Origin of the sequence: Streptomyces regalis, assembly GCF_001509475.1 — a bacterium.
GTDB lineage: Bacteria > Actinomycetota > Actinomycetes > Streptomycetales > Streptomycetaceae > Streptomyces > Streptomyces regalis.
Map to the genome: position 1 here is coordinate 1 of NZ_LLZG01000118.1, position 22,464 is coordinate 22,464.

At 70.4% G+C, this 22,464-nt stretch carries 19 protein-coding genes and 1 pseudogene; 11 read left to right on the top strand and 9 right to left on the bottom strand.

The features are described from left to right. The 7 genes and pseudogenes from ADL12_RS56475 to ADL12_RS17590 form a co-directional block, all read left to right on the top strand. Positions 1-130: pseudogene (locus tag ADL12_RS56475) on the top strand (ABC transporter permease); the annotation flags it as partial. A gap of 307 nt (positions 131-437) precedes the next feature. After that, positions 438-1,652, top strand: coding sequence for a flavin-containing monooxygenase (locus tag ADL12_RS17565; RefSeq protein WP_062703516.1), 1,215 nt, complete (start codon positions 438-440; stop codon positions 1,650-1,652). 188 nt (positions 1,653-1,840) lie between these two features. Then, the gene (locus tag ADL12_RS17570) at positions 1,841-3,382 is read left to right on the top strand and encodes a flavin monoamine oxidase family protein (RefSeq protein WP_062703517.1); all 1,542 of its coding nucleotides are present in this window, start codon (positions 1,841-1,843) and stop codon (positions 3,380-3,382) included. A 153-nt stretch (positions 3,383-3,535) separates the two neighbouring features. Then, complete coding sequence (locus ADL12_RS17575; protein WP_062703518.1) at positions 3,536-5,761, top strand: acetate--CoA ligase family protein; 2,226 nt, start codon at positions 3,536-3,538, stop codon at positions 5,759-5,761. A gap of 25 nt (positions 5,762-5,786) precedes the next feature. Beyond that, positions 5,787-6,617, top strand: a complete 831-nt coding sequence (locus ADL12_RS17580) for an enoyl-CoA hydratase/isomerase family protein (protein ID WP_062703647.1) — start codon at positions 5,787-5,789, stop codon at positions 6,615-6,617. Positions 6,618-6,675: 58 nt separating this feature from the next. After that, on the top strand, positions 6,676-7,317 hold the full coding sequence (locus tag ADL12_RS17585; protein ID WP_244187927.1) for a flavin reductase family protein: 642 nt from the start codon (positions 6,676-6,678) through the stop codon (positions 7,315-7,317). 40 nt (positions 7,318-7,357) lie between these two features. Then, positions 7,358-7,864 (top strand): NUDIX hydrolase, encoded by a 507-nt coding sequence (locus tag ADL12_RS17590; protein WP_062703649.1) that lies wholly within the window; start codon positions 7,358-7,360, stop codon positions 7,862-7,864. Between the two features lie 36 nt (positions 7,865-7,900). On the opposite strand, the gene ADL12_RS17595 is transcribed toward ADL12_RS17590, so the two are convergent. Beyond that, positions 7,901-9,232, bottom strand: coding sequence for an MFS transporter (locus ADL12_RS17595; protein WP_062703651.1), 1,332 nt, complete (start codon positions 9,230-9,232; stop codon positions 7,901-7,903). A 125-nt stretch (positions 9,233-9,357) separates the two neighbouring features. On the opposite strand from ADL12_RS17595, the gene ADL12_RS17600 reads away from it, so the two are divergent. Beyond that, positions 9,358-10,404, top strand: coding sequence for a GlxA family transcriptional regulator (locus ADL12_RS17600; protein WP_062703653.1), 1,047 nt, complete (start codon positions 9,358-9,360; stop codon positions 10,402-10,404). Here the strand turns inward: ADL12_RS17600 and ADL12_RS17605 are convergent. The 3 genes from ADL12_RS17605 to ADL12_RS50465 form a co-directional block, all read right to left on the bottom strand. Further along, positions 10,312-11,568, bottom strand: coding sequence for an MFS transporter (locus ADL12_RS17605; protein WP_062703655.1), 1,257 nt, complete (start codon positions 11,566-11,568; stop codon positions 10,312-10,314). The two genes, ADL12_RS17600 and ADL12_RS17605, sit on opposite strands and share 93 nt — an antisense overlap. A gap of 87 nt (positions 11,569-11,655) precedes the next feature. Beyond that, entirely contained in the window at positions 11,656-12,705 is a 1,050-nt protein-coding gene (locus ADL12_RS17610; protein WP_062703525.1) for an alcohol dehydrogenase catalytic domain-containing protein, read from the bottom strand. Positions 12,706-12,792: 87 nt separating this feature from the next. Further along, on the bottom strand, positions 12,793-12,951 hold the full coding sequence (locus tag ADL12_RS50465) for an Arc family DNA-binding protein (RefSeq protein ID WP_079052100.1): 159 nt from the start codon (positions 12,949-12,951) through the stop codon (positions 12,793-12,795). A gap of 50 nt (positions 12,952-13,001) precedes the next feature. Between ADL12_RS50465 and ADL12_RS17615 the strand changes: the two genes are divergently transcribed. After that, positions 13,002-14,228: an RNA-guided endonuclease InsQ/TnpB family protein gene (locus ADL12_RS17615; RefSeq protein WP_062703526.1), complete on the top strand. Its 1,227-nt coding sequence runs from the start codon at positions 13,002-13,004 to the stop codon at positions 14,226-14,228. A 35-nt stretch (positions 14,229-14,263) separates the two neighbouring features. Here ADL12_RS17615 and ADL12_RS17620 read toward each other — a convergent pair whose 3' ends face one another. After that, entirely contained in the window at positions 14,264-15,415 is a 1,152-nt protein-coding gene (locus tag ADL12_RS17620; protein WP_062703527.1) for an acyl-CoA dehydrogenase family protein, read from the bottom strand. A 131-nt stretch (positions 15,416-15,546) separates the two neighbouring features. Further along, positions 15,547-16,458 (bottom strand): SDR family oxidoreductase, encoded by a 912-nt coding sequence (locus tag ADL12_RS17625; RefSeq protein WP_062703528.1) that lies wholly within the window; start codon positions 16,456-16,458, stop codon positions 15,547-15,549. Positions 16,459-16,554: 96 nt separating this feature from the next. Here ADL12_RS17625 and ADL12_RS17630 point away from each other — a divergent pair, with 96 nt between their 5' ends. Continuing rightward, on the top strand, positions 16,555-17,481 hold the full coding sequence (locus ADL12_RS17630; RefSeq protein ID WP_062703531.1) for a cyclase family protein: 927 nt from the start codon (positions 16,555-16,557) through the stop codon (positions 17,479-17,481). Positions 17,482-17,848: 367 nt separating this feature from the next. Here ADL12_RS17630 and ADL12_RS17635 read toward each other — a convergent pair whose 3' ends face one another. From ADL12_RS17635 to ADL12_RS17645, 3 genes are all read right to left on the bottom strand, one after another. Then, positions 17,849-18,325, bottom strand: a complete 477-nt coding sequence (locus ADL12_RS17635) for an ATP-binding protein (RefSeq protein ID WP_107119943.1) — start codon at positions 18,323-18,325, stop codon at positions 17,849-17,851. Between the two features lie 493 nt (positions 18,326-18,818). Further along, positions 18,819-19,697: an acyl-CoA dehydrogenase family protein gene (locus ADL12_RS17640; RefSeq protein ID WP_062703535.1), complete on the bottom strand. Its 879-nt coding sequence runs from the start codon at positions 19,695-19,697 to the stop codon at positions 18,819-18,821. Positions 19,698-19,700: 3 nt separating this feature from the next. Further along, positions 19,701-20,834 carry an acyl-CoA dehydrogenase family protein gene (locus tag ADL12_RS17645; protein WP_062703537.1) on the bottom strand — a complete coding sequence of 378 codons (1,134 nt, stop codon included), beginning with the start codon at positions 20,832-20,834 and terminating at the stop codon, positions 19,701-19,703. Positions 20,835-20,958: 124 nt separating this feature from the next. Here ADL12_RS17645 and ADL12_RS17650 point away from each other — a divergent pair, with 124 nt between their 5' ends. Then, positions 20,959-22,464, top strand: a complete 1,506-nt coding sequence (locus tag ADL12_RS17650) for a class I adenylate-forming enzyme family protein (RefSeq protein WP_062703539.1) — start codon at positions 20,959-20,961, stop codon at positions 22,462-22,464.

The window sequence follows — 22,464 nt, forward strand, 5'->3', positions numbered from 1 at the left end:
GACCCTGCGCGGCCTGCTCCTCGGCACCGAGATCGGCAACAACGGCTGGCTCGCCGTCGCCTGGTGCCTGGGACTCGCCGCACTCGGCTACCTCTGGTCGACCTCGAAGTTCAACGACGACCCGAAGTAACCGCCATGACAAGGCGGGCCACCTCCCGCAACCCGTCCCACCGAGGGCGGCGTACACCGACACCTCGTCGGAGTGCGCCGCCCCGTTCGTACGTCAAGGTGCGCGGCCCCCTTCGTATGCGGGTCGGCTCGACAATGTCCGGACTCGTCCCATGCCCACCCTGCCCCCACACCACGCGATCCACACCCACAACCACGCGGCCTACGCCACAGACCCCACCCACCCCTCCTACAGCCGTGATCGATCCGCAACCAATTCCGGTCTTGACCGAGACCCATCAACCAGCTGCGTGATTACGCTCCCGAACATGGCCGACTCCACAGCGTCCCCGAGCACCCCTGCGGAACCGGGACGTCCGACCCCTACGGACCGCCCCGTCTACGTCATCGGCGGCGGCCCCGGCGGACTCTCCGTCGCGTACGCGCTGCGCGCCCAGGGACTGCGCGCCGTCGTGCTGGAGAAGTCGGACCGGGTCGGCGCCTCCTGGCGGCGCCACTACGACCGACTCCATCTGCACACCACCCGACGGCTGTCGGGCCTGCCCGGGCTGCCGATGCCGCGCCGCTTCGGGCGCTGGGTGTCCCGGGACGACGTCGTGCGCTACCTGGAGAAGTACGCCGAGCACCACGACCTGGAGATCGTCACCGGCGTCGAGGTCTCCCGCGTCGAGCCCTCGCCCGACGGCTCCGGCTGGCTGCTGCACGCCACCGGCGGCCGTGAACTGACCGGCGCCGCGATCGTCGTGGCCACCGGTCACAACCACACCCCGTACCTCCCGGACTGGCCCGGACGGGACACCTACGGCGGCGAGTTCCTGCATGCCGGCGAGTACCGCAACCCCGCTCCCTACGCCGGCCGCGACGTCCTGGTCGTCGGCGTCGGCAACACCGGGGCCGAGATCGCCGTGGACCTGGTGGAGGGCGGGGCGGCACGGGTGCGGCTGGCGGTGCGGACGGTTCCGCACATCGTGCGCCGCTCGACCGCCGGGTGGCCCGCCCAGTTCACGAGCATCCTCGTACGACGGCTGCCGGTCGGGCTCGTCGACCGGCTCGCGCGGCCCGTGGCCAAGGTCAGCGTGCCGGACCTGTCGGCCCAGGGGCTGCCGCGCCCCGACACCGGCCTGTACAGCCGGGTGAAGGAAGGCGCGATCCCGGTGCTCGACGTCGGCCTCGTCGACGCCGTACGCGAGGGCCGGGTCGAGATCGTGGCCGCCGTCGACGGTTTCGAGGACGGGAAGGTCATCCTCGCCGACGGCACCCGCGTCTCGCCGGACGCCGTCATCGCCGCCACCGGCTACGTCCGTGGGCTCGAAGGCCTCGTCGGCCACCTGGACGTGCTCGACGCGCGCGGCAAGCCGGTCGTCCAGGGCGCCCGCGCCCCGAAGCACGCGCAAGGCCTCTACTTCCAGGGCTTCACCAATCCGATCAGCGGCAATCTCCGGGAGATGGCGATCGACGCGGCGAAGATCGCAAAGGCCATCACCCATGACCGCAGCCGAAAGGTCTCCCGACTGCCGGCCTGACCTCCGCCCAGGCCCCCCTCCGCCCGGGCCCCTCCGCCGTAGACACCCTCAACTCTCCTACGTAGATCCGTTGTTACTTGTGGGTCAGAAGTTGCGCAAGAGCTGTACCGCGCCACCGCACGGAGCCAGAATGTGAGCCCTGTTCAACTTTCCGGCTCCACCCCCTCTCGCTACGACGGAGGACGCACGTGGCACGCGAAGGACAGCTCACCCCACTCCCCCGGATCTCCCGGCGCTCACTCCTCGGCGGCGCGGCCGCCGCAGCCGGCGCCGCGACCCTCACCGCGACCACCGCCGGCACGGCCTCGGCGGCCACCCTCCCCCACTCTCGGCTTCGCTCGAGCGGGGGGACCCCCATGGCGGACGTCGCGATCATCGGCGCCGGTCTGGCCGGCCTCACCGCGGCCCGCGACCTGGTGGCGGCCGGCAAGTCGGTCGTCGTCCTGGAGGCCCGCGACCGCGTGGGCGGCCGGGTGGTGGGCCTGAACCTCGCGGGCGGCGGGGTCACCGAGGGCGGCGGCGAGTTCATCGGCCCCACCCAGGACCGCATCAAGGCGCTCGCCGACTCCCTCGGCGTGCAGACCTTCGCCACCTACAACACCGGCAACAACCTCCTCTACAAGGACGGCAAGAAGACCCCCTACGCCACCGACGGCATCCTCGGCTCGGTCCCGCCCGTCGACGCGGCCGGACTCGCCAACGCCGCGATCGTGCAGGCCACGCTCGACGACCTGGCCAAGCAGATCCCCGTCGACGCACCCTGGACCGCCGCCAAGGCCGACGAATGGGACCGGCAGACCTTCGAGACCTGGCTGCGCGCCAACACCGTCGTCCCATCGGCCAAGTTCCTCTTCGACGTGGCCTGCACGTCGATCTTCTCGGCCGAACCCCGTGAACTCTCCTTCCTGTTCGTCCTCTTCTACATCGCCGCCGCCGGCAACGCCTCGAACCCCGGCACCCTGGAACGCCTCACCGAGACCGCGAACGGCGCCCAGGAACTGCGCTTCGTCGGCGGCTCCCAGCTGGTGCCGGTCAAACTCGCCGCCACACTCGGCGACCGGGTGGTGCTGAGCGCCCCGGTGCGCACGATCGCCAAGTCCGGCGGCAGTTACGTCGTGACGGCCGACGGCATCACCGTCACCGCCAAGAGGGTCGTCGTCGCCGCACCCCCGCCGATCGCCGCCCGCATCACCTACGACCCGGTCCTCCCGGCCTCCCGCGACCAGCTCACCCAGCGCCTGCCGATGGCCTCGGTCGGCAAGGCGATCGCGATCTACGACACCCCCTTCTGGCGCGCCGACGGCCTCAACGGCCAGGTCGTCAGCGACACCGGCGTGGTCAGCTCCACCTTCGACAACTCCCCGCCCGACACCTCCTACGGCGCACTGATGGGCTTCATCGAGGCCGACGAGGCCCGCAAGCTGGACGCCGCGAGCGAGGCGGAGGTCCGGGCAGCGGTGCTGAAGGACTACGTCACGTACTTCGGCGAGAAAGCGGCCTCCCCCACCTCCTTCGTCCTGCAACGCTGGAACAACGAGCCCTACACCCGCGGCGGCCCCGTCTCCATCGCCGCACCCGGCGTCCTGACCCAGTACGGCCCGGCCCTGCGCGCGCCCGTCGGCGGCATCCACTGGGCAGGGACGGAGACCTCCACCTACTGGATGGGCTTCATGGACGGGGCGGTGCGGTCGGGGGAGCGGGTGGCGAAGGAGGTGCTGGCGGTGCTGTGAGCGCAGCCCGCGCGGACTCAGCGTGGCCCGCGTGGAGCTTGCCAGGCATGTCGCCGCCCAACTTTGCATGCACAGCCATTCCTGACAGTGCGTCAGTTCCTTTAATCTGACACTGCGTCAGTTAATCGCTGTCACACAGGAGCGGGCGGACCGATGCTTGGATCAACCCACGGCACCCTCACCACCGACTCCCGCCGGGCCCGGGTCATCGCCTGTGGCGAGCAGCCCGGGCCTGCCGTCCACGGCCGGCCGGCCGAGGTCGACGATCTCGACGTCAGCGGCCGACCGCTGTACTCCGACGTGCCCGATCTGGACCGGTTCTTCCGGCCGGAGTCGGTCGCGGTGATCGGCGCCTCGGACGCCGAGGGCCGGCCGAACACCGGTGTCACCCGCCAGCTGATCGCCTGGTCCGAGCGGGTCGGCGCCCGGCTCCATCCGGTGCACCCGAACCGTCCGTCCGTCTTCGGCATCCCCTGCTCTCCTTCCGTCGCCGACCTGCCCGAGCAGGTCGATCTCGCCGTACTGCTGGTCGCCGACCCCCTTTTGGTGATCGAGGAACTGGCCGAGGCCAAGGTGAAGTTCGCCGTCGTCTTCGCCTCCGGGTTCGCGGAGACCGGCGAGGAGGGCGCGGCCGCGCAGGACCGGCTCACCGCCGCCGTCGAACGGTCCGGGATGCGGCTGCTGGGCCCCAACACCAACCTCAACGCCTTCGAGCGGTTCCGCGACGACCTGGACGGTCCCGCGATCGCCCTGATCACCCAGTCCGGCCACCAGGGCCGCCCCGTCTTCGCCCTCCAGGAGCTCGGCATCCGCCTGAGCCACTGGGCGCCGACCGGCAACGAGGCCGACCTGGAGACCGCCGACTTCATCTCCTACTTCGCCGAGCGGCCCGAGGTGGGCGCCATAGCCTGCTACGTCGAGGGGTTGAAGGACGGCCGCTCCTTCCTCCTCGCCGCCGACCGGGCCGCCCGCCGCAAGGTGCCGGTCGTCGCCGTCAAGGTGGGCCGGACCGAGACCGGCGCGCGCACGGCCGCCTCACACACCGGCAAGCTGACCGGCGCGGACGCGGTGGTGGACGCGGCGATGCGGCAGTACGGGGTGATCCGGGTCGACGGCCTGGACGAACTCCAGGACACCGCCACCCTGCTGGCCCGCGCGAAACCGCCGCGCGCCGACGGCGTCGTCGTCTATTCGATCTCGGGCGGCACGGGCGCGCACTTCGCCGACCTGGCGAGCGAGGCGGGACTGAGGCTGCCGGCGCTGTCGGAGGCCAGGCAGGCCGAGCTGCACCAGTGGATACCCGAGTACCTGAGTGTGGCCAACCCGGTCGACAACGGCGGCCATCCCGTCGGCGACTGGCGCGGCCGGAAGATCATCGACGCGATCCTCGACGACCCCGAGGTCGGGGTGCTGATCTGCCCGGTCACCGGCCCCTTCCCACCGCTCAGCGACCGGTTGGTCCAGGACCTGGTGGACGCGGCCGAGCGGACGGACAAGCTGGTGTGCGTGGTGTGGGGGTCGCCGGTCGGCACCGAGCCGGCGTACCGCGAGGTCCTGCTCGGCTCCTCGCGCGTGGCCACCTTCCGCACGGTGGCGAACTGCATCACCGCCGTCCGCGCCTACCTCGACCACCATCGCTTCGTCGCCGGCTACCGCTCCCCGTTCGACGAGGCCCCGCGCACCCCCTCGCCGTCCTTCCGCAAGGCGCAGGCACTGATGCGCCCGGGCCAGCAGTTGAGCGAGCACGCGGCGAAGCAGTTGCTGCGGGCGTACGGAATCCGCGTCCCGCGCGAGCAGCTGGTGACGAGCGCGGCGGCCGCCGTACGGGCCGCGGGCCTGGTGGGCTACCCCGTGGTGATGAAGGCGTCCGGCGCGCAGATCGCCCACAAGACCGAGCTGGGACTGGTCAAGATCGGGCTCACCTCTGCCAGCCAGGTACGGGACTCCTACCGGGAGCTGACGGACATCGCCCGCTACGAGGACGTCTCCCTGGACGGCGTCCTGGTCTGCCAGATGGTCGAGCGGGGCGTCGAGATGGTGGTGGGCGCCGCGCACGACGAGCTGTTTGGCCCGACCGTGACGGTCGGACTCGGCGGAGTGCTGGTGGAGGTACTCGGCGACACCGCCGTACGCGTGCCGCCCTTCGGTGAGGAGCAGGCGCGGGACATGCTCGCCGAACTGCGCGGGCGGGCCCTGCTCGACGGGGTCAGGGGGCGCCCCCCGGCGGACCTCGACGCGCTCGTGGAAGTCGTCCTGCGGGTGCAGCGCATGGCCCTGGAGCTGGAGGACGACCTCGCGGAGCTCGACATCAACCCGCTGATGGTGCTGCCCAGGGGGCAGGGCGCGGTGGCGCTGGACGCGTTGGTGGTGTGCCGCTGAGATGGCTGCCGACGATGAGATGAACATGCCCACTTCCCCCCCTGTGCCCGGAAATCCCGTCGATTCCGTTGATTCATTGGTACTGCACGCCACTGACAATCAGGTCTGCCGCATCACCCTCAACCGCCCCGAATCCCTCAACGCAATCACCCCTGACCAGCGAGAACGCATCATCCAGCTACTCGCCGACGCCTCCGCGGACCCCGGCGTACGGGCCGTCGTACTGACCGGAACGGGCCGCGGTTTCTGCGCCGGGGCCGATCTGCGGGGCGGGTCGGCGGCCGGTGAGCGGATCCCCGGCGATGTCGCCCGCACGATCCGCCTCGGCGCCCAGCGCCTGATCGCCGCCGTCCTCGACTGCGAGAAGCCGGTGATCGCGGCGGTGAACGGCACGGCGGCCGGCCTCGGCGCACACCTCGCCTTCGCCTGCGACCTCGTACTGGCCGCCGAATCCGCGAAGTTCATCGAGGTGTTCGTCCGGCGCGGCCTCGTCCCCGACGGCGGCGGCGCCTATCTCCTCCCCCGCCTGATCGGCCCCCAGCGGACGAAGGAGCTGATGTTCTTCGGCGACGCGCTCACCGCACCGGACGCCGAGCGCCTCGGTCTGGTCAACCGGGTCGTGGTCGACGGCGAGTTGGACAAGACGGCCCGCGAGTGGGCCGAACGCCTCGCCACCGGTCCGACCCGCGCCCTCGCCCTCACCAAACAGCTGGTCAACGCCTCCCTCGACACCGACCGCACCACCGCCTTCGCGGTGGAGGCGGCCGCGCAGGAGATCAACATGACGACGGTGGACGCACGGGAGGGCGTGGCGAGTTTCGTGGAGCGCAGGAGCGCCGAGTACAAGGGGCGGTGAGCCGGCCCCTGCACATCCCTTCCGATCTGACGCTCCGTCAGCTTCAATGGATGGCGTGATGGGACACGCAGGGATGGCGGCGGCCGCCGTCCGCTACCTCAGGTCGGTCAGGGCAGCTCCCGAACGGGAGCCCGTCGAAATGCTGCCGCGCCCGGAGTTGCGGTGCGTCGGCGAGGACGAGCGGGCTCCGGTCGGACAGGCGGAGTTCCGGCGCGTCCTGGGGAACTTCGCGACGGGTGTGGCCGTTGTCACGGCACCGGCCACCGCCGGTGCCCCGCAAGCCCCCGGCTCCACCGACGACCCGCAAGCCGCAGCCCCCGCCGGTTTCGCCTGCCAGTCCTTCTCCTCCCTCTCCCTCGACCCGCCCCTGGTCGCCTTCATGGTCGGCCGTACGTCGACGACATGGCCGCGCATCGCCCGTGCGGGCGTCTTCTGCGTGAACGTCCTGAGCGCCGGCCAGGCCGAGCTGTGCCGCGCCTTCGCGGTGAGCGGCGCGGACAAGTTCGCGGGCGTCAGCTACGACGCGGCTCCCGCGTCCGGCTCCCCGCGCCTCGCCGGCACGCTCGCGTGGATCGACTGCACGATCCACGCGGTGCACACAGGGGGCGACCATCTGATCGTCGTGGGCCGGGTGGAAGCCCTGGGGGCGAGCGACGGGGAGGAGGCGCCGCTGCTGTTCCACAAGGGGCGGTTCCTATGAGCGGAACTCTGTGCTCGGCGGCCTCTGCCATCGTGAGGCCATGGGTGAATTGGTTGAGCGGGTCAACGAGCAGGACGAAGTGCTGGCCGTTGTGGACAGAGGTGATGCGATTCGCCACAGATGGCTGCATCGCATAGCAACGATCGTGTGCCGTGACGCCGACGGACGGGTACTCGTGCACCGCCGTCCGGACGACGTGTCTCTCTTCCCGGGACAGTTCAACTGGATGCTCGGAGGCGCTGTGGGCGTTGCCGAGTCGTATGCAGACGCCGCCGCGCAGGAGTTGACAGAGGAACTCGGTGTCCAGGGTCGCCCACAGTTCGTGTTCAAGTTCATGTGCGCAGGGGCGATCAGTCCGTACTGGCTCGGCTTGCACGAGGTTGTTGTCACGGAACCGGTCCAGCCCGACCCCTCGGAGATCGCTTGGCATGACTGGCTGACGGAATCCGAACTGATCGACCTGGTCCGCCATCAGGCGTTCGTTTCGGATGCCCGTGAGGCATTCAACCGGTATCGCGCCCTGACCCACCAGCCGGAAATGAAGTGAGCTCGGCTTCTGGCTGGTTACGCCAGGAAACGACTCTCAGGCCGGTGCCGCCACAGGAGCCGTACGCCGCCGGATCACCAGTGACATCAGTGCCGCCGCCGCGCACAGCGCACCGGACGCGTACCAGACCATGTCGTACGTACCGAAGACGTCCCGCGCGACCCCGCCGAGGACGGCCACCAGCGCGGCGCCGACCTGGTGGGAGGCGAGGACCCAGCCGAAGACGATCGCGCTGTCGTCGCCGTACTGCTCCCGGCACAGGGCGACGGTGGGCGGGACGGTGGCGACCCAGTCGAGGCCGTAGAAGACGATGAAGAAGATCATCGGCGGGTGGACGCTCGGAGCGAGCAGCATCGGGAGGAAGAGGAGCGAGATGCCGCGCAGGGCGTAGTACACCGCGAGCAGCCGGCGCGGCTCGAAGCGGTCGGTGAGCCAGCCGGAGAACACCGTGCCAACGACGTCGAACACTCCGATGACCGCGAGCAGCGAGGCGGCGGCCGTGACGGGCATGCCGTGGTCGTGGGCGGCGGGCACGAAGTGGGTCTGGACAAGACCGTTGGTGGAGGCGCCGCAGATCGCGAAGGTGCCGGCCAGCAGCCAGAAGGGGCCGGTGCGGGCCGCGGAGAAGAGTACCTTCACCGCCCTGCGCGCGGCGCCCGGCACCGGGGCCGGCTTGGGCACGAACTCCTTCGCGCCGTACGGCTTCAGGTCCACGTCGGCCGGGTGGTCGCGCAGCAGCAGCCAGACCAGGGGGACCACCGCGAGGGCCGCGAGGGAGACCGTGACGGCTGCCGGGCGCCAGTCGTCCAGCCTGGTGATCATCAACGACAGCACGGGCAGGAAGATCAGCTGGCCGGAGGCCGAGGCGGCGGTGAGGATGCCGGTGACCAGGCCGCGCCGCTCGGTGAACCAGCGGTTGGTGACCGTCGCGGCGAAGGCCAGCGCCATCGACCCGGTGCCGAGGCCCACGAGCAGGCCCCAGCACAGCAGCAGCTGCCAGGCCGCCGTCATCCACACCGTCAGGCCCGAGCCGACCGAGATCAGGGTCAGCGCGGCCGCGACCACCCGCCGGATGCCGAAGCGGTCCATCAGAGCGGCGGCGAAGGGGGCGGTGAGGCCGTACAGGGCCAGGTTGATGGAGACGGCGGCCCCGATCGTGCCCCGCGACCAGCCGAACTCCTCGTGCAACGGGTCGATGAGCAGACCCGGCAGGGAGCGGAAGGCGGCGGCGCCCGTGATCGTCACGAAGGCGACGGCGGCGACGAACCACGCCCTGTGCGGCGACATTCTGCGGCTCCGCCGCGGGCGGTGCTTCTCGGTCGGCCGGATGTCCTCTGCGCTGACTGCTGCCTCGGTTGTCTTGGTCACGACATAGAGCTTCGGGCCTGCGACGAGCCGAAACGAGTGGCCCAAAGGACAGCATTCACTAGGATCGGGCCATGGATACGGATCGCGTCACGGGTACGGATCGGGTCATGGATGCCGATCGGGTCATGGATGCGGTCGGCAGCGCGGCGGGCGCCCAGCCGGAGCCGCCCTTCCGTCCGCACCGCGTCGTCGTGCTCGCCCTCGACGGCATCCTCCCCTTCGAACTGGGCATCCCGCACCGCATCTTCGGCCGCCCCAAGGACGCGCAGGGGCGGCACCTCTACGAGGTCGTCACCTGCTCGATCCGGCCGCCCGGCCCGGTCGAGACCGACGCCGACTTCTCCATCCACGTCGGCAACGGCCCTCAGACCCTGGCCACCGCGGACACCGTGATCGTCCCGGCGTCGTACGAGCTCGGCCCGGTCTTCGAGGAGGGCCTGCTGACCGACGAACTGGCCGCCGCGCTCGCCCACATCCGCCCCGGCACCCGGCTCGCCTCCATCTGCACCGGCGTCTACGTCCTCGCCGCCGCCGGCTGGCTCGACGGCCGCCCGGCCACCACGCACTGGGCGGACGCCGAGCACTTCCAGGAGCTCTTCCCGCAGATCGAGGTCGACCCGGACGTCCTGTTCATCGACGACGGCGACATGCTGACCTCCGCCGGCGTGGCGGCCGGTATCGACCTGTGCCTCCACATGGTCCGCCGCGACCACGGCACGGCGATCGCCAACGACGTGGCCCGCCGCACGGTCGTACCGCCGCACCGGGACGGCGGCCAGGCCCAGTACATCCACCGCCCGGTCCCCGACCTCCAGCAGGCCTCCACGACCACGGCCCGCGCCTGGGCCCTGGGCCGCCTCCACGAGCCTATCCAGCTGCGCGACATGGCGGACCAGGTGTCCATGTCCGTACGGACCTTCACGCGCCGCTTCCGCGAGGAGGTTGGCGTCAGCCCCGGCCAGTGGCTCACCCAGCAACGGGTGGAACACGCCCGGCACCTGCTGGAGTCGACCGACCTGTCCGTCGACCAGGTCGCCCGGGACGCCGGCTTCGGCACGGCCCAGTCGATGCGGCAGCACCTACAGGCGGCCCTCGGCGTCACACCCACCAGCTATCGGCGCACCTTCCGCGCCGGCGGCAACGCCGAAGGCCGGGTCACCAGCGGCACGTGAGCCGTCCCGGCGGGCCTCTCCCCACCAGCCGAGCGCCGTCAGCAGCAGGGTCAGCAGCACTCCGGCCACCATCGCCGTGGACGGCGCCACCACCTGGAGCAGGCCGCCGGCGAGGGAACCCGTCGCCGCGTAGCCCGCGCCTGCGGCCGCGTACATCACTGAGTACCCGGCGGACAGAGCACTCGGCGGCACGGCCTCGCGCAGGGACAGGTTGCGGGTGATGAGCGCGCCCGACTGGAGTATGCCCGCCAGGACGAGGGCGGTCGCGATCCCGGCCGCGCCCGGTATCAGCGCGGCGAGGGTCACGAAGACCGACATGCCGCACATCAGCACCGCACTGCGCGAGCGGAGTCGGCCCGGCCACGACCGGAGGCCGTACAGGAACGCCCCGAGCCCCGACCCCACCGCGAGTCCCGCCAGCATCGGCCCGGACCAGCCCACACCGATGCCGCGCTGTTCCAGCAGGGCGGGCAGGGTGAGTTCGGCGAGGCCGAGCAGGGTGATGCTGGCCGCGCCTGTGACGTACACCGGCCAGGCGCGTATCAGCACGCGGGGACCGAGCCGCCGCCCGGCCTTCCCGTCCTGTTCCTCCTTCGCCCAGCCGGCGGGCAGCAGCCAGTGGCCCGCGATCGACGATGCCATCAGGGCGGCCGCGAGGAGCAGCGGCACCCGTGGCGCCACCCCGAGGGCGAGGCCGGCGACGGCGACCGGGGAGACGGCCCACACGCCGGACATCAGCATCGACTCTGTGGACAGCGCCTGCGCCACGGCACGCTCGGGGACCAGCGAGGTCAGCAGCGCCCGCTGTCCGCCGGCGGCCGCGGCCGGTGCCGCGCCGGCCAGGAACGCGAACGCCCCCAGCACCACGGGATGCGCCCCGGCCAGCACCCCGAGCCCCGCGAACCCCACCGCCCCGCCCACGAGTCCGACGGCCAGATGCCGCCGGCCGCGCGCCGGGTCCAGCCGCACCCCGAGGACCGGGGCACCGATGATCTCGCCGAGCACATAGGCCGCGGCGAGCGTCGCACCCAGGGTGTAGCCGCCGGGCCGCTCGCGCACCAGGAACACCAGGGCCAACGGCGCCATGGCGACCGGCATACGAGCGGCGACGGCTGTGCAGGCCCAGATCATGACCTGCTTGGAGGCGACGTCTCGATAGGTCATGGAGATGACGGTAGGCGCCGCCACTGACAACACGGCAGCCGATTTCCGGGCCTGTGGAAAACATCGCCGAGGGCAGCCCTTTGAGCCTCAGAAGGTCAGCACCCCGCGAGCCACCTTCCCCGCCTCCGCATCCGCCGCAGCCCGCTCGAACTCCTCTACCGGATACGTCTGGGTCACCAACTCGTCCAGCAGCAGCCGCCCCTCCCGATACAGCTCGGCGTACAGCGCGATGTCCCGCTGCGGCCTCGACGACCCGTACCGGCAACCCAGGATCGACTTGTCCAGGTACATGGAGGACACGACGAAGGACGCCTCCGCGCCGGCCGGAGGGACCCCCAGCAGAACCGCCTGCCCGTGCCGGTCGAGCAGATCGACGGCCGCCCGGATCAACTCGACGCGCCCCACGCACTCGAAGGCATGGTCCGCCCCCGCAGGCAGCAGTTCCCGCACACCCTCCACCGAGGTCAGGAAGTCGGTCGCCCCGAACCGCCGCGCCACCGCCTCCTTCGCCGGATTGGCGTCGACGGCGACGATCCGCAACGCACCTGCGATCCGTGCCCCTTGAAGGACATTGAGCCCGATGCCCCCCGTACCGATGACGAGCACACTGTCCCCACGGTCCACCTTGGCCCGGTTGAGTACGGCGCCCACCCCGGTCAGCACCCCGCACCCGATGAGCGCGGCCGAAGGCAGAGGTATGTCCTTCGGGATCCGGACCACCTGCACGGCCTTCAACACGGTTCGCTCAGCGAACGCGGAGTTGGACGCGAACTGGAAGACGGGCCGCCCACCTCGGGCGAACGGCTGCCCCGGCCGCCCGATCGCCTGCCGGCACATGGTCGGCCGCCCCCGGTCGCACTCAGCACACGTACCGCAGTTGGCGAGCGTGGACAGGGCCACATGGTCCCCCGGGACCACATGGGTGACCCCCACGCCCACCGCCTCCACCACTCCGGCCCCCTCATGCCCCAACACCACAGGAACGGGAAAAGGTATGGTCCCGTCCACCACAGAAAGATCGCTGTGGCACAGCCCGGCCGCCGAGATCGCCACCAGCACCTCACCCGGCCCCGGATCCCGCACCTCGAGGTCGTACACGACCTCGACCCGCTTGCCGTCGAACACCACGCCGCGCATCACCGGGTTCCTCCGAGGATGCCCCGCCCTTCAGGCAGGGGAGGAATCAGAGCCCTGCGGAGTGGGGCAGGAAAAGCCGAATCGCCGTCAGGGCGATTCGGCGCCTGCCTCGACGGCGGCGCGCTCGACCTCCAGGCGGTAGACGATCTCGGAGTTGAGGGACCTGCGGGCGGATTTGGCTTGAGCGACGAGCCACTCGTGCAGGTCAGCGGGCAGGCGGAGGGTGATGCGCTTCTCTTCATCCATGACCCCAGACTAGTGGTTTCCTGACGGCTTGCGAGTGGTAGAGTGACACCATGACGACACAACGCGAAGCAGGGCAGGGTATCGGGCATGCCCGGTACACCTACCGGCTCCGCGTGTCGTCGACCGCCCGCACCGCCCTGCTCTTCGAGTGGGACCGCTGCCGGTGGATCTGGAACGAATGCGTCGCCAAGTCCCGCGAGGTGCATGCCCACAACCGCGCGCACCCCGCAGACCAGCTGACGTGCGGACCGGCCCAGCTCGACAAGATGCTGACCGACGCCCGCGCCCGCACGCCTTGGCTCCGCGACGGCGCGAGCGTGCCGCAGCAGCAGATCATTCGGGACTTCGCCAAGTCCCGCTCCAAAGCCCTGAAGGACATCGACAACCGGCTGCCCATCAAGCAGCGCGCAGGCATGCCCCGGCACAAGAAGAAGCGCGAAGCCGACCCGACGCTGAACTACACCACCCGGGGCTTCCGCTTGAAGGACGGCCGGCTGCACCTCGCCGGGGGCATCGTCCTGACGGTGGTGTGGTCCCGCGAACTCCCCGCCGCCCCTTCCTCGGTCCGGGTATACCGGGATGCGGTGGGGCACTGGTACGCCTCCTTCGTCATCGCGACCGAGGTGCAGCCGCTGCCTCCCTCGGGAAAGGTGCTCGGCGTGGACTGGGGCGTCAAGGAAACCGCTACCACCACCAGCGACGCCCACGACCTCCCTCACCCGCAGCATGGCCGGAAGGCCCAAGCGGAGCTGACCCGGTACGACCGGATGGTGGCCCGCCGCAAGCCGAAGAAGGGACAGGCGTCGTCCAAGGGCCACCGCGAGGCGAAGAAGTGGCGCGCGAAGACCTACGCCAAGATCGCCCGACAGCGACAGGACACCAGCCGCAAATGGGCCAAGCGCGTCGTGCGCGACCACGACGCCGTCGCCGTGGAGGACTTCCGGCCGAAGTTCCTCGCGAAGACCACCATGGCCCGCAAGGCCGCTGACGCGGCGATCGGCGCCACGAAGCAGGCCCTGATCGAGATGGGCCGTAAGCACGGGCGGGACATTCGCCTCGTGCATCCCGCGCACACCACCATGGACTGCGCGTCGTGCGGAGCGAGAACCAAGCACGCACTTCCTCTTTCTGAACGTACCTACACCTGCACTACGTGCGGAGTGGTGTCCTCGAGGGACAAGAACTCTGCCCGCGTGATGCTCGTCCGGGCTGGTCTCAACCCGGCTGGTGCTGAGGGTGTAAGTCCTCTGGGGGCGCTGCTCCCGGAGGCAGCCTGAGCCAGGAATCCCCTCCTTTCAGGGAGGGGAGGATGTCAAACAACCCCCTTGGGTTCCCTTGGCAGCCCGAGCACCCGCTCGGCGATGATCGTGCGCTGAACCTGGTCCGACCCGCCGTAGATGGTGTCGGCCCGGGAGAACAGGAACAGATGCTGCGCCTCGTCGAGTTCGTACGGCGCCGAAGGCGACCACTCGCCGGGCCCTACCCCCGCCAACGCCCCCCGCACTTGCATCGCCAGCTCCCCGAGCCGCTGATGCCAGCCGCCCCAGAGCAACTTGGCCACGCTGGGCGCCCCCGCGTCCCCGGCCCTCCCCAGCGTGCGCAACGCATTCCAGCGCATCACCCGCAGCTCGGCCCACTGCCGCACGAGCCGCTCCCGCACGACGGGATCGTCCAGGGCGCCGGATCGTACGGCCGCCTGCACGACCCTCCCCAACTCCGCCGCGAAGCCGATCTGCTGGGCGAGTGTGGAGACCCCCCGCTCGAAACCGAGCAGGCTCATCGCCACCCTCCATCCCGCGCCTTCACCGCCGACGACGTGCTCCACGCGCGCGTGCGCACCGTCGAAGAAGACCTCGTTGAAGTCGCTCGTACCGGTCATCTGCCGGATGGGCCGTACTTCGATGCGACCCGGCTGGTTCATGGGGACGAGCAGAAAGCTGAGCCCGTGATGGCGACGGGACTCAGGCTCGGTACGGGCCAGCACGAAGCACCAGTCGGCCTCGTGGGCGAGAGAGGTCCAGATTTTCTGGCCGGTGACACGGTACGTCCCGTCCGAGGCGCGTTCGGCCTTCGTACGGACACCTGCGAGGTCGGAGCCCGCACCGGGTTCGCTGTACCCCTGACACCAGAGCTCGTCCCCGACAGCGATCGGCGGAAGGAACCGGGTCTTCTGCTCGTCGGTCCCGTGGGCGAGGAGGGTGGGGGCCAGCAGATTCTCGCCGATGTGCCCGGAGCGCGGCGGTGCTCCGGACCGGGCGTACTCCTCGGCCCAGACGACCTGCTGGGTGAGGTCGACCGTCCGATTGCCGTACCCATCTTCGGGCCAGCCGAGCCCTATCCAGCCGGCCTTCCCCAGGGTGCGTTCCCATACGCGGCGATCCTGACCACTCTCGGCATGCTCGGAGAGCCACGCCCTGACCTCCGCCCGAAACGCCTCATCTTCAGTGGTGAATCCAAAGTCCACGGCAATCTCCTAAGCGACGGTCAGGTCTCCAACCTCAGGGGCGCGGGGCTGTATCGATATGCGGCTCCGCCGCGTGGGCGCGACAAGCCACAACCAACCCTCGGTCGCCGTACTACCGAACCCCCGAGCTCTCAGGCGTTAGGCCGCGACCCCTCGGCGGCAGCTCGCCGCATCGCCTCCACCCGCTCCAACATCGGCATCGGATCCACCCCCACCGACCCGGGCAAAATCTCCGCGATCTTCTCCGGCGTCCACCCGCCGGAGGCATAAGCAGAGCGCAGCTCCCGCGGCTGAGCCCAAACCGCGATCTTCGCCCCCGCGACCGTGTACACCTGCCCCGTAACTCCCTGCTCCCGAGCAGGATCCGACAACAGGTAGACCACCAACGCGGCCACGTCCTCCGGCTCCCCCATCTCCGCCAGCTCCGTAGGAACCCCGGCCGACATCCGCGTACGGGCAACAGGCGCCACCGCATTGGCAGTCACCCCATACCGGTTCAAGCCCAGCGCAGCGCTCCGCACCAGCGAAATAACCCCACCCTTCGCCGCACTGTAATTCGCCTGCGAAACCGACCCTTGATGATTCCCACTGGTGAACCCGATCAAGGCCCCCGCCCCCTGCTTCCGCATCACCGCCGACGCGGCCCGGAACACCGTGAACGTCCCCTTCAGATGCGTGGCGACGACCGGATCCCACTCCTCCTCGGTCATGTTGAACAGCATCCGCTCCCGCAGAATCCCGGCGACACACACGACCCCGTCGATCCGCCCGTAGGCCGACACCGCCGTATCCACGACCCGCTGCCCACCGGCCATCGTGGACACGTCGTCGGCCACGGCAACGGCCTCCCCGCCCGCCGCCTCGATCTCCTTGACCACGCCCTCGGCGACCTCGCTCGTGGGGGAGACCCCGTCCACGGACACCCCGTAGTCGTTGACGACCACCCGCGCACCCTCGGCCGCGGCCGCCAGCGCCACGGCTCGCCCTATCCCCCGCCCGGCACCCGTCACGGCGACGACCTTGCCTGCCAAGAAGTTCCCCATGCCCCGGCCCCTTCCCGCAGCTTCTGACGGTCCGTTAGATTCGAACTCGATTCTACGACCCGTCAGATACGTGAAGACAAGCCCCGGGGAGGACTCATGTCACTGCCGGACGCGTTCCACGAGATCGCCAAACGCGTGAACAACTGGGGCCGTTGGGGGGCGGACGACGAGATCGGCACCCTCAACCTGATCACCGACGAGGTGGTCCGCGAGGCGGTCACCTGCGTCCGCACCGGCCGCCGCGTCCCCCTCGCCCTGCCCCTGCAACAGGACGGCATACAGACCGGAATGATCCCCGGCCGCGTCAACCCCCTGCACGCCATGGTGCAGATCAACCAGGAGATCTTCGGCCCGGGAACCGTCGCGTGCAGCGACGACGCCGTGACCATGGGGCTGCAGGCCGCGACCCACTGGGACGCGCTCACCCATGTCTCCCACTCGGGCCGGCTCTACAACGGCCGCCCCGCCGGCACCATCACCCCGCACGGCGGCGCCGAGTTCAGCGGCATCGACAAGGCGCGGCACATCGTCTCGCGGGGTGTACTGCTGGACGTGGCACGCGCGCGTGGCGTCACACGGCTCGACGGCGGACACGCGGTCACACCGGAGGACCTGGAGGCAGCGGAGGAACTCGCGGGCACACGCGTGCGCGCCGGCGACATCGTGCTCGTACGGACGGGACAGATCCAGGTCTTTCTCGCCGGCGACAAGCACGGGTACGGCTACCCCTCGCCCGGTCTGTCGATCCGTACGCCGGAGTGGTTCCACGCGCGCGATGTGGCGGCCGTGGCGAACGACACCCTCACATTTGAGATCTTTCCACCCGAGGTGGAGGATCTGTGGCTGCCCGTGCATGCGCTCGATTTGGTGGAAATGGGGATGCTTCAGGGCCAGAACTGGAATCTCGAAGAGTTGTCCACAGCCTGTGGACAAGAGGGTCGCTATACGTTCCTGCTGTCGGCGATGCCCGAGCCCTTCGTCGGCGGTACGGGATCCCCCGTGGCACCCGTGGCCGTGCTCTGACGAGGTCGGCTGGCGGCGCGGCAGTGATCGCCCCGAGCACGGCACCACGCGCCGCCATCCGACTCCGGCGTACCCGCCCCGGCTCTCCGGGCCCTGAAGAGAACCGACGCCGAATCACGACCCACACTCGGCGAGGGCCTCCGTCACCGAAGCCCTCGTCGTCCCCTCGCGGCGAATCGCTGACCACAAGCGTGATCAACCGGACACTCGGCGTCAACACCCACTCGGGGATTTGTTACTTACGCCCTATTTACAGAAGGCGCGCACAGAAGCATGCCCGGGCGCACTGACGCTCACCGGGACAAGGGCGACAGCGCTTTCTGCAACCATGCACCGAACCCGGCGCACTTGGCATGCCGTGCGCCCGTCACACCGCTTCGTACGCGAGCCCCTCGTACGCCGACGCCCCGCTCCCGTAGGCGGAGGCGGAACCCTCCGACTCCGCGTCGCGGTCCAGTTCGCACCAGATCCGCTTGCCGGCACCCTCGCAGCTCCATCCCCACCGGTCCGCGAGGCCGTCGACCAGCGCGAGGCCGCGGCCGCCGGTCGCGTCGCCGTCGACACACCGGGGAACGGGGGCGCGGTCACTGCGGTCGGCGACCTCCAGCCGTACGGTGGCGGACTCCTCGGCCACGCCCGGCAGGGACAGTCGCAGCACGGCCGGACAACCGGTGTGCACCACGGCGTTGGTGACCAGTTCGGAGACGAGCAGGATCAGTGTCTCGGCGAGCGGTTCGTCGACCTCTATCCCGGACCCGGCAAGCCGCGAGCGGGCCCACCGCCGGGCTCGCCCCACCTCAGCGGGGTCGGGCCGGATCTCCAGCTGCACTTGAAGCACCTGCACCGCTCACACCATCCGAACCGGCGGACAATTGACCCCGCGCCTCACGAGGGCCACGATCCTAGCCATTCTTTTCATGGCCAGAACAATGGCCAAAGCCAGGGTCACGGAACGTGAATCCCTTAGCTGACAGCATGGTTGACGTACAGTCACCCCAACAAGCGCTTCGGGCATATTCCAGCGCGAAGGAGTACCCCTGCGGCATACTGTGCGACGCTTGTTGCGGGGAGTCGAACAGGCGGGGACAGAGGGCCTTCCCGCCCTGCGAGCACTGGCGCGCACCGCCGGATCCGGTGCCGCCTCAAGGGCAACTCCGGCATGGCTCGTGCTCGGAACCACTCGCATCTCACACAAGGTACCGGAGCGGGCAGTCGACTCCAGGCCGTGACGAGTCACGCGTAGGACACAACCCGATATCAACGCTCCGTAATTCCGGTATGCCACAATCCGCGACATCCGCGCGGGCGCCGCCGGCGACGCCGCAGACCAGGCGGTCTTAGATCGGCTGTGCGAGAAGTTCGGCGGCCAGATTCTCCTCACTCTCTGTAGCATCGCCCGCACGGTGGGTCCGCACCCATGCGCGCTTCAGATGCAGGTGGACCTCGAACTCCCAGGTGAATCCCATGCCGCCGTGCACCTGAAGACAGTCGCGGGCCCCGCGCACGGCGGCCTCGTCGGCGAGCAGCCGGGCGGTGTCGATGTCCGCCGGGTCGGCGGTGACGGCCGCGGCGTAGACGGCGGCGCGGGCGGTCTCCGTCCGCACCAGCATCTCCGCGCACAGGTGTTTCACCGCCTGGAAGCCCCCGATCGGCTGCCCGAACTGCTCGCGGGCCCGGGCGTGTTGCACGGCCAGCTCGCACGCGCGCGTGGCGCTGCCGAGTTGCTCGGCGGCGGTGAGGAGTACGGCGACGGGGTCCACGCCACGGGCCACGGGAACCCGGTGCAGGGGCGTCAGGGGATCGACCGACCGCAGCGGTACGGCCCCCGCCGCGTCCCCCCGTACGACGTCCGCCGCCGCGAGCCACTCCACCAGCCCGCACGCGCCGACGTCCGCCACGACCGTCTCCCCGGTGGCCGCGCCCGGCACCTCCGCCGCCGCGAGATGCGTGGCCATCAAGGGCCCGGGCAGCAGCGTCCGCCCCGCCTCCTCGAAGGCCAACACCGCCTCGGGCAGCCCGAGTCCGACCCCGCCCTGCACCTCCGGGAGCCGTAGCGCGAAGAATCCGACCGCGCCGAGTTCCCGCCACAGCGCCCGGTCCAGGCAGCCGGGCGCGTCGACGGCGGCCCGCAGCTCCTCCCGGCCGAAGCGCCGCGCCAGCAGCTCCCGCACACCGCCTTGCAACGCCCGCTGGTCCTCGGTCAGTTGGAACCGCATCCGTCACCGCCCCTTCGGCAGCCCGAGGATCCGCTCGGCCACGATGTTCCGCTGGATCTGCGAGGTGCCGGCCGCGATGGTGTACGACAGCGAGGACAGCCGGTCGAGCACCCACGGCCGGTCCAGGTCCAGCGAGTCGGGGCCCCATACGTCGGCGGCGGCGTCGTAGAGCTCCTGCCGGGCATGCGAATACCTCAGTTTGAAAACCGAACCCCCGACCCCGGGCACCCCACCGGTCCGTTCGGCCTCACTCACGTTCCATTGCGTCAGCCGCCACAGCGCCCGGAACTCCGCGTTCAGCCGCCCCAGCCTCCGCCGCAGCACCGGATCGTCCCAGCGCCCGTTCTTGCGCGCCTCACCGGCGAGTTCGCGCAGTACGCGACGGCATGCGACGACCTCGCCCACGAAGGCCGTGCCGCGCTCGAAGGACAGGGTCACCATCGTCACGCGCCAGCCGTCGTTCTCGTCCCCGACCCGGTTGGCGACCGGCACCCGCACCTCGTCGAGGAACACCTCGGCGAACTCGGCCGACCCGGCAAGGGTCTTCAGCGGCCGTACGGTGATGCCCGGCGCGTCCATGGGCATGGCCAGCCAGCTGATGCCGCGGTGCTTGGGTGCCTCGGGGTCGGTGCGCACCAACAGCTCGCACCAGTCGGCCACTTCGGCATGGGAGGTCCAGATCTTGGAGCCGCTCACCACGTAGTCGTCGCCGTCCCTACGCGCGCGTGTGCGCAGCGCCGCGAGGTCGGATCCGGCGTCCGGTTCGCTGAAGCCCTGGCACCAGACCTCCTCCCCGCGCAGGATCGGCGGCAGCCAGCGCGCCCGCTGTTCGGGGGTTCCCTCGGCGGCGATGGTCGGCCCCGCGTGAAGCAGCCCGACGAAGCCCGCCCCCACATAGGGCGCGCCGGCCTTCTCGGTCTCCTCCAGGAAGATCAGCCGCATGGTCGGGGACGCGTCCCAGTGGACGTCGGCGTACCCGGCGTCATGCAGCCTGCGCTGCCAGCCGAGGTCGTAGGCGCGGCGCCCGGGCCAGTCGTCGGGGGAGGGCTTCGGCGGGAGCACCGGAAGGACCTTGCCCAGCCACTCTCGCAACCGCGCCCGGAACTCCTGCTCCTCGGGCGTGTACGTGAGGTCCATCCATCACCTGCCTGACGATCCGTCAGATTCACCAGCAGGCTAGCCCCCGCACCCCTGGACCGACAAGGCGCCGAGCCCTACGCTCTCCGCACGATCTGACGTTCCGTCAGCCGAAGGGGTCGCCGTGAACGACACCGCACACGCCCTGAGTTCCTCGCCCACACTCTGGGAACTGGTCACCCGCCGCGCCGAGCTGACCCCCGACCGCCCCGTCCTCCTCCAGGACGAGCGCTCCCTGTCCTTCGGCGGCCTACGCGCGCGTGCCGAGCGCGTGGCGGCCGGCCTGTACGGCATGGGCGTGCGCCCCGGCACGGTCGTCGCCTGGCAGCTGCCCACCCGCATCGAGACGGCCCTGCTCTCCTTCGCGCTGGCCCGCCTGGGCGCCGTACAGTCGCCGGTCATCCCGTTCTACCGGGACCGCGAAGTCGGCTTCGCGCTGCGGGAGTCGAAGGCGGAGTTCTTCGCGGTGCCGGGTGAGTGGCGAGGCTTCGACCACACGGAGATGGCGCGGAGGCTGGGCGCGAAGGGGGTCTTCGAGGCGTACGACAGCCTGCCCGACGGCGATCCGTCGGTGCTGCCCCCGCCGCCCGCCGAGGGCACCTCGGTGCGCTGGATCTACTGGACCTCGGGGACGACCTCCGACCCCAAGGGCGTCCTGCACACCGACCGTTCACTGATCGCGGGCGGCTCGTGCCTGGCGCATGCGCTGCGTCCGACCGCCGACGACGTGGGGTCGATCGCCTTCCCGTACGCGCACATAGGCGGGCCGGACTACATGGTGATGCTGCTGGTGTACGGCTTCCCCGCGGTGATGTTCGAGCAGTTCGCGCTGCCGGACGCGCTGGCGGCGTACCGCGGGCACGGCGTGACGATCGCCGGCGGGTCGACGGCCTTCTACTCGATGTTCCTGGCCGAGCACCGCAAGGAGCCGGACGGCCAGAAGGTCGTCCCCTCGCTGCGGCTGCTGGCGGGCGGCGGGGCGCCGAAGCCGCCGGAGCTGTATCACGCCGTGGTCCGCGAGATGGGGGTGCAGCTCACACACGGATACGGCATGACCGAGGTGCCGATGATCACGATGGGGGCGCCGGACGACACGGCGGAGAACCTGGCGACCACGGAGGGGCGGCCGCCGCGGGAGATGGAGATCCGGATCGTTCAGGGGGAGGTGCGACTGCGCGGGGAGGCGGTGTGCCGGGGATATCTGGATCCCGCGCAGACGGCGGCGGCCTTCGACGAGGAGGGGTTCCTGCGGACCGGTGACCTCGGGTATCTGACGGACAGCGGGCATCTGGTGCTGACCGGCCGCCTCAAGGACGTGATCATCCGCAAGGGCGAGAACGTCTCGGCGAAGGAGATCGAGGACCTGCTGCACCGGCATCCGGCGGTCGGGGACGTGGCGGTGATCGGGCTGCCGGACGCGGAGCGCGGGGAACGGGTCTGCGCGGTCGTGGAACAGCCGGCCGGCGCCAGGAAACCGACTCTGGAGGAGCTGACGTCGTATCTGCGCGGGGAAGGGCTGTCGACGCACAAGCTGCCGGAGCAGCTGGAGGTGGTGGACGCCCTTCCGCGCAACGAGACCCTGCGGAAGGTGCTCAAGTACAAGCTCAGGGAGCGCTTCTCGGGGACGTAG

Bases quoted from the DNA above. Each gene is read 5' to 3' on its own strand.
- ADL12_RS17565 (WP_062703516.1), top strand. From the start codon at position 438: ATGGCCGACTCCACAGCGTCCCCGAGCACCCCTGCGGAACCGGGACGT.
- ADL12_RS17575 (WP_062703518.1), top strand. From the start codon at position 3,536: ATGCTTGGATCAACCCACGGCACCCTCACCACCGACTCCCGCCGGGCC.
- ADL12_RS17580 (WP_062703647.1), top strand. From the start codon at position 5,787: ATGCCCACTTCCCCCCCTGTGCCCGGAAATCCCGTCGATTCCGTTGAT.
- ADL12_RS17585 (WP_244187927.1), top strand. From the start codon at position 6,676: ATGGGACACGCAGGGATGGCGGCGGCCGCCGTCCGCTACCTCAGGTCG.
- ADL12_RS17590 (WP_062703649.1), top strand. From the start codon at position 7,358: ATGGGTGAATTGGTTGAGCGGGTCAACGAGCAGGACGAAGTGCTGGCC.
- ADL12_RS17600 (WP_062703653.1), top strand. From the start codon at position 9,358: ATGGATGCGGTCGGCAGCGCGGCGGGCGCCCAGCCGGAGCCGCCCTTC.
- ADL12_RS17605 (WP_062703655.1), bottom strand. From the start codon at position 11,568: ATGACCTATCGAGACGTCGCCTCCAAGCAGGTCATGATCTGGGCCTGC.
- ADL12_RS17610 (WP_062703525.1), bottom strand. From the start codon at position 12,705: ATGCGCGGCGTGGTGTTCGACGGCAAGCGGGTCGAGGTCGTGTACGAC.
- ADL12_RS50465 (WP_079052100.1), bottom strand. From the start codon at position 12,951: ATGGATGAAGAGAAGCGCATCACCCTCCGCCTGCCCGCTGACCTGCAC.
- ADL12_RS17615 (WP_062703526.1), top strand. From the start codon at position 13,002: ATGACGACACAACGCGAAGCAGGGCAGGGTATCGGGCATGCCCGGTAC.
- ADL12_RS17625 (WP_062703528.1), bottom strand. From the start codon at position 16,458: ATGGGGAACTTCTTGGCAGGCAAGGTCGTCGCCGTGACGGGTGCCGGG.
- ADL12_RS17630 (WP_062703531.1), top strand. From the start codon at position 16,555: ATGTCACTGCCGGACGCGTTCCACGAGATCGCCAAACGCGTGAACAAC.
- ADL12_RS17640 (WP_062703535.1), bottom strand. From the start codon at position 19,697: ATGCGGTTCCAACTGACCGAGGACCAGCGGGCGTTGCAAGGCGGTGTG.
- ADL12_RS17645 (WP_062703537.1), bottom strand. From the start codon at position 20,834: ATGGACCTCACGTACACGCCCGAGGAGCAGGAGTTCCGGGCGCGGTTG.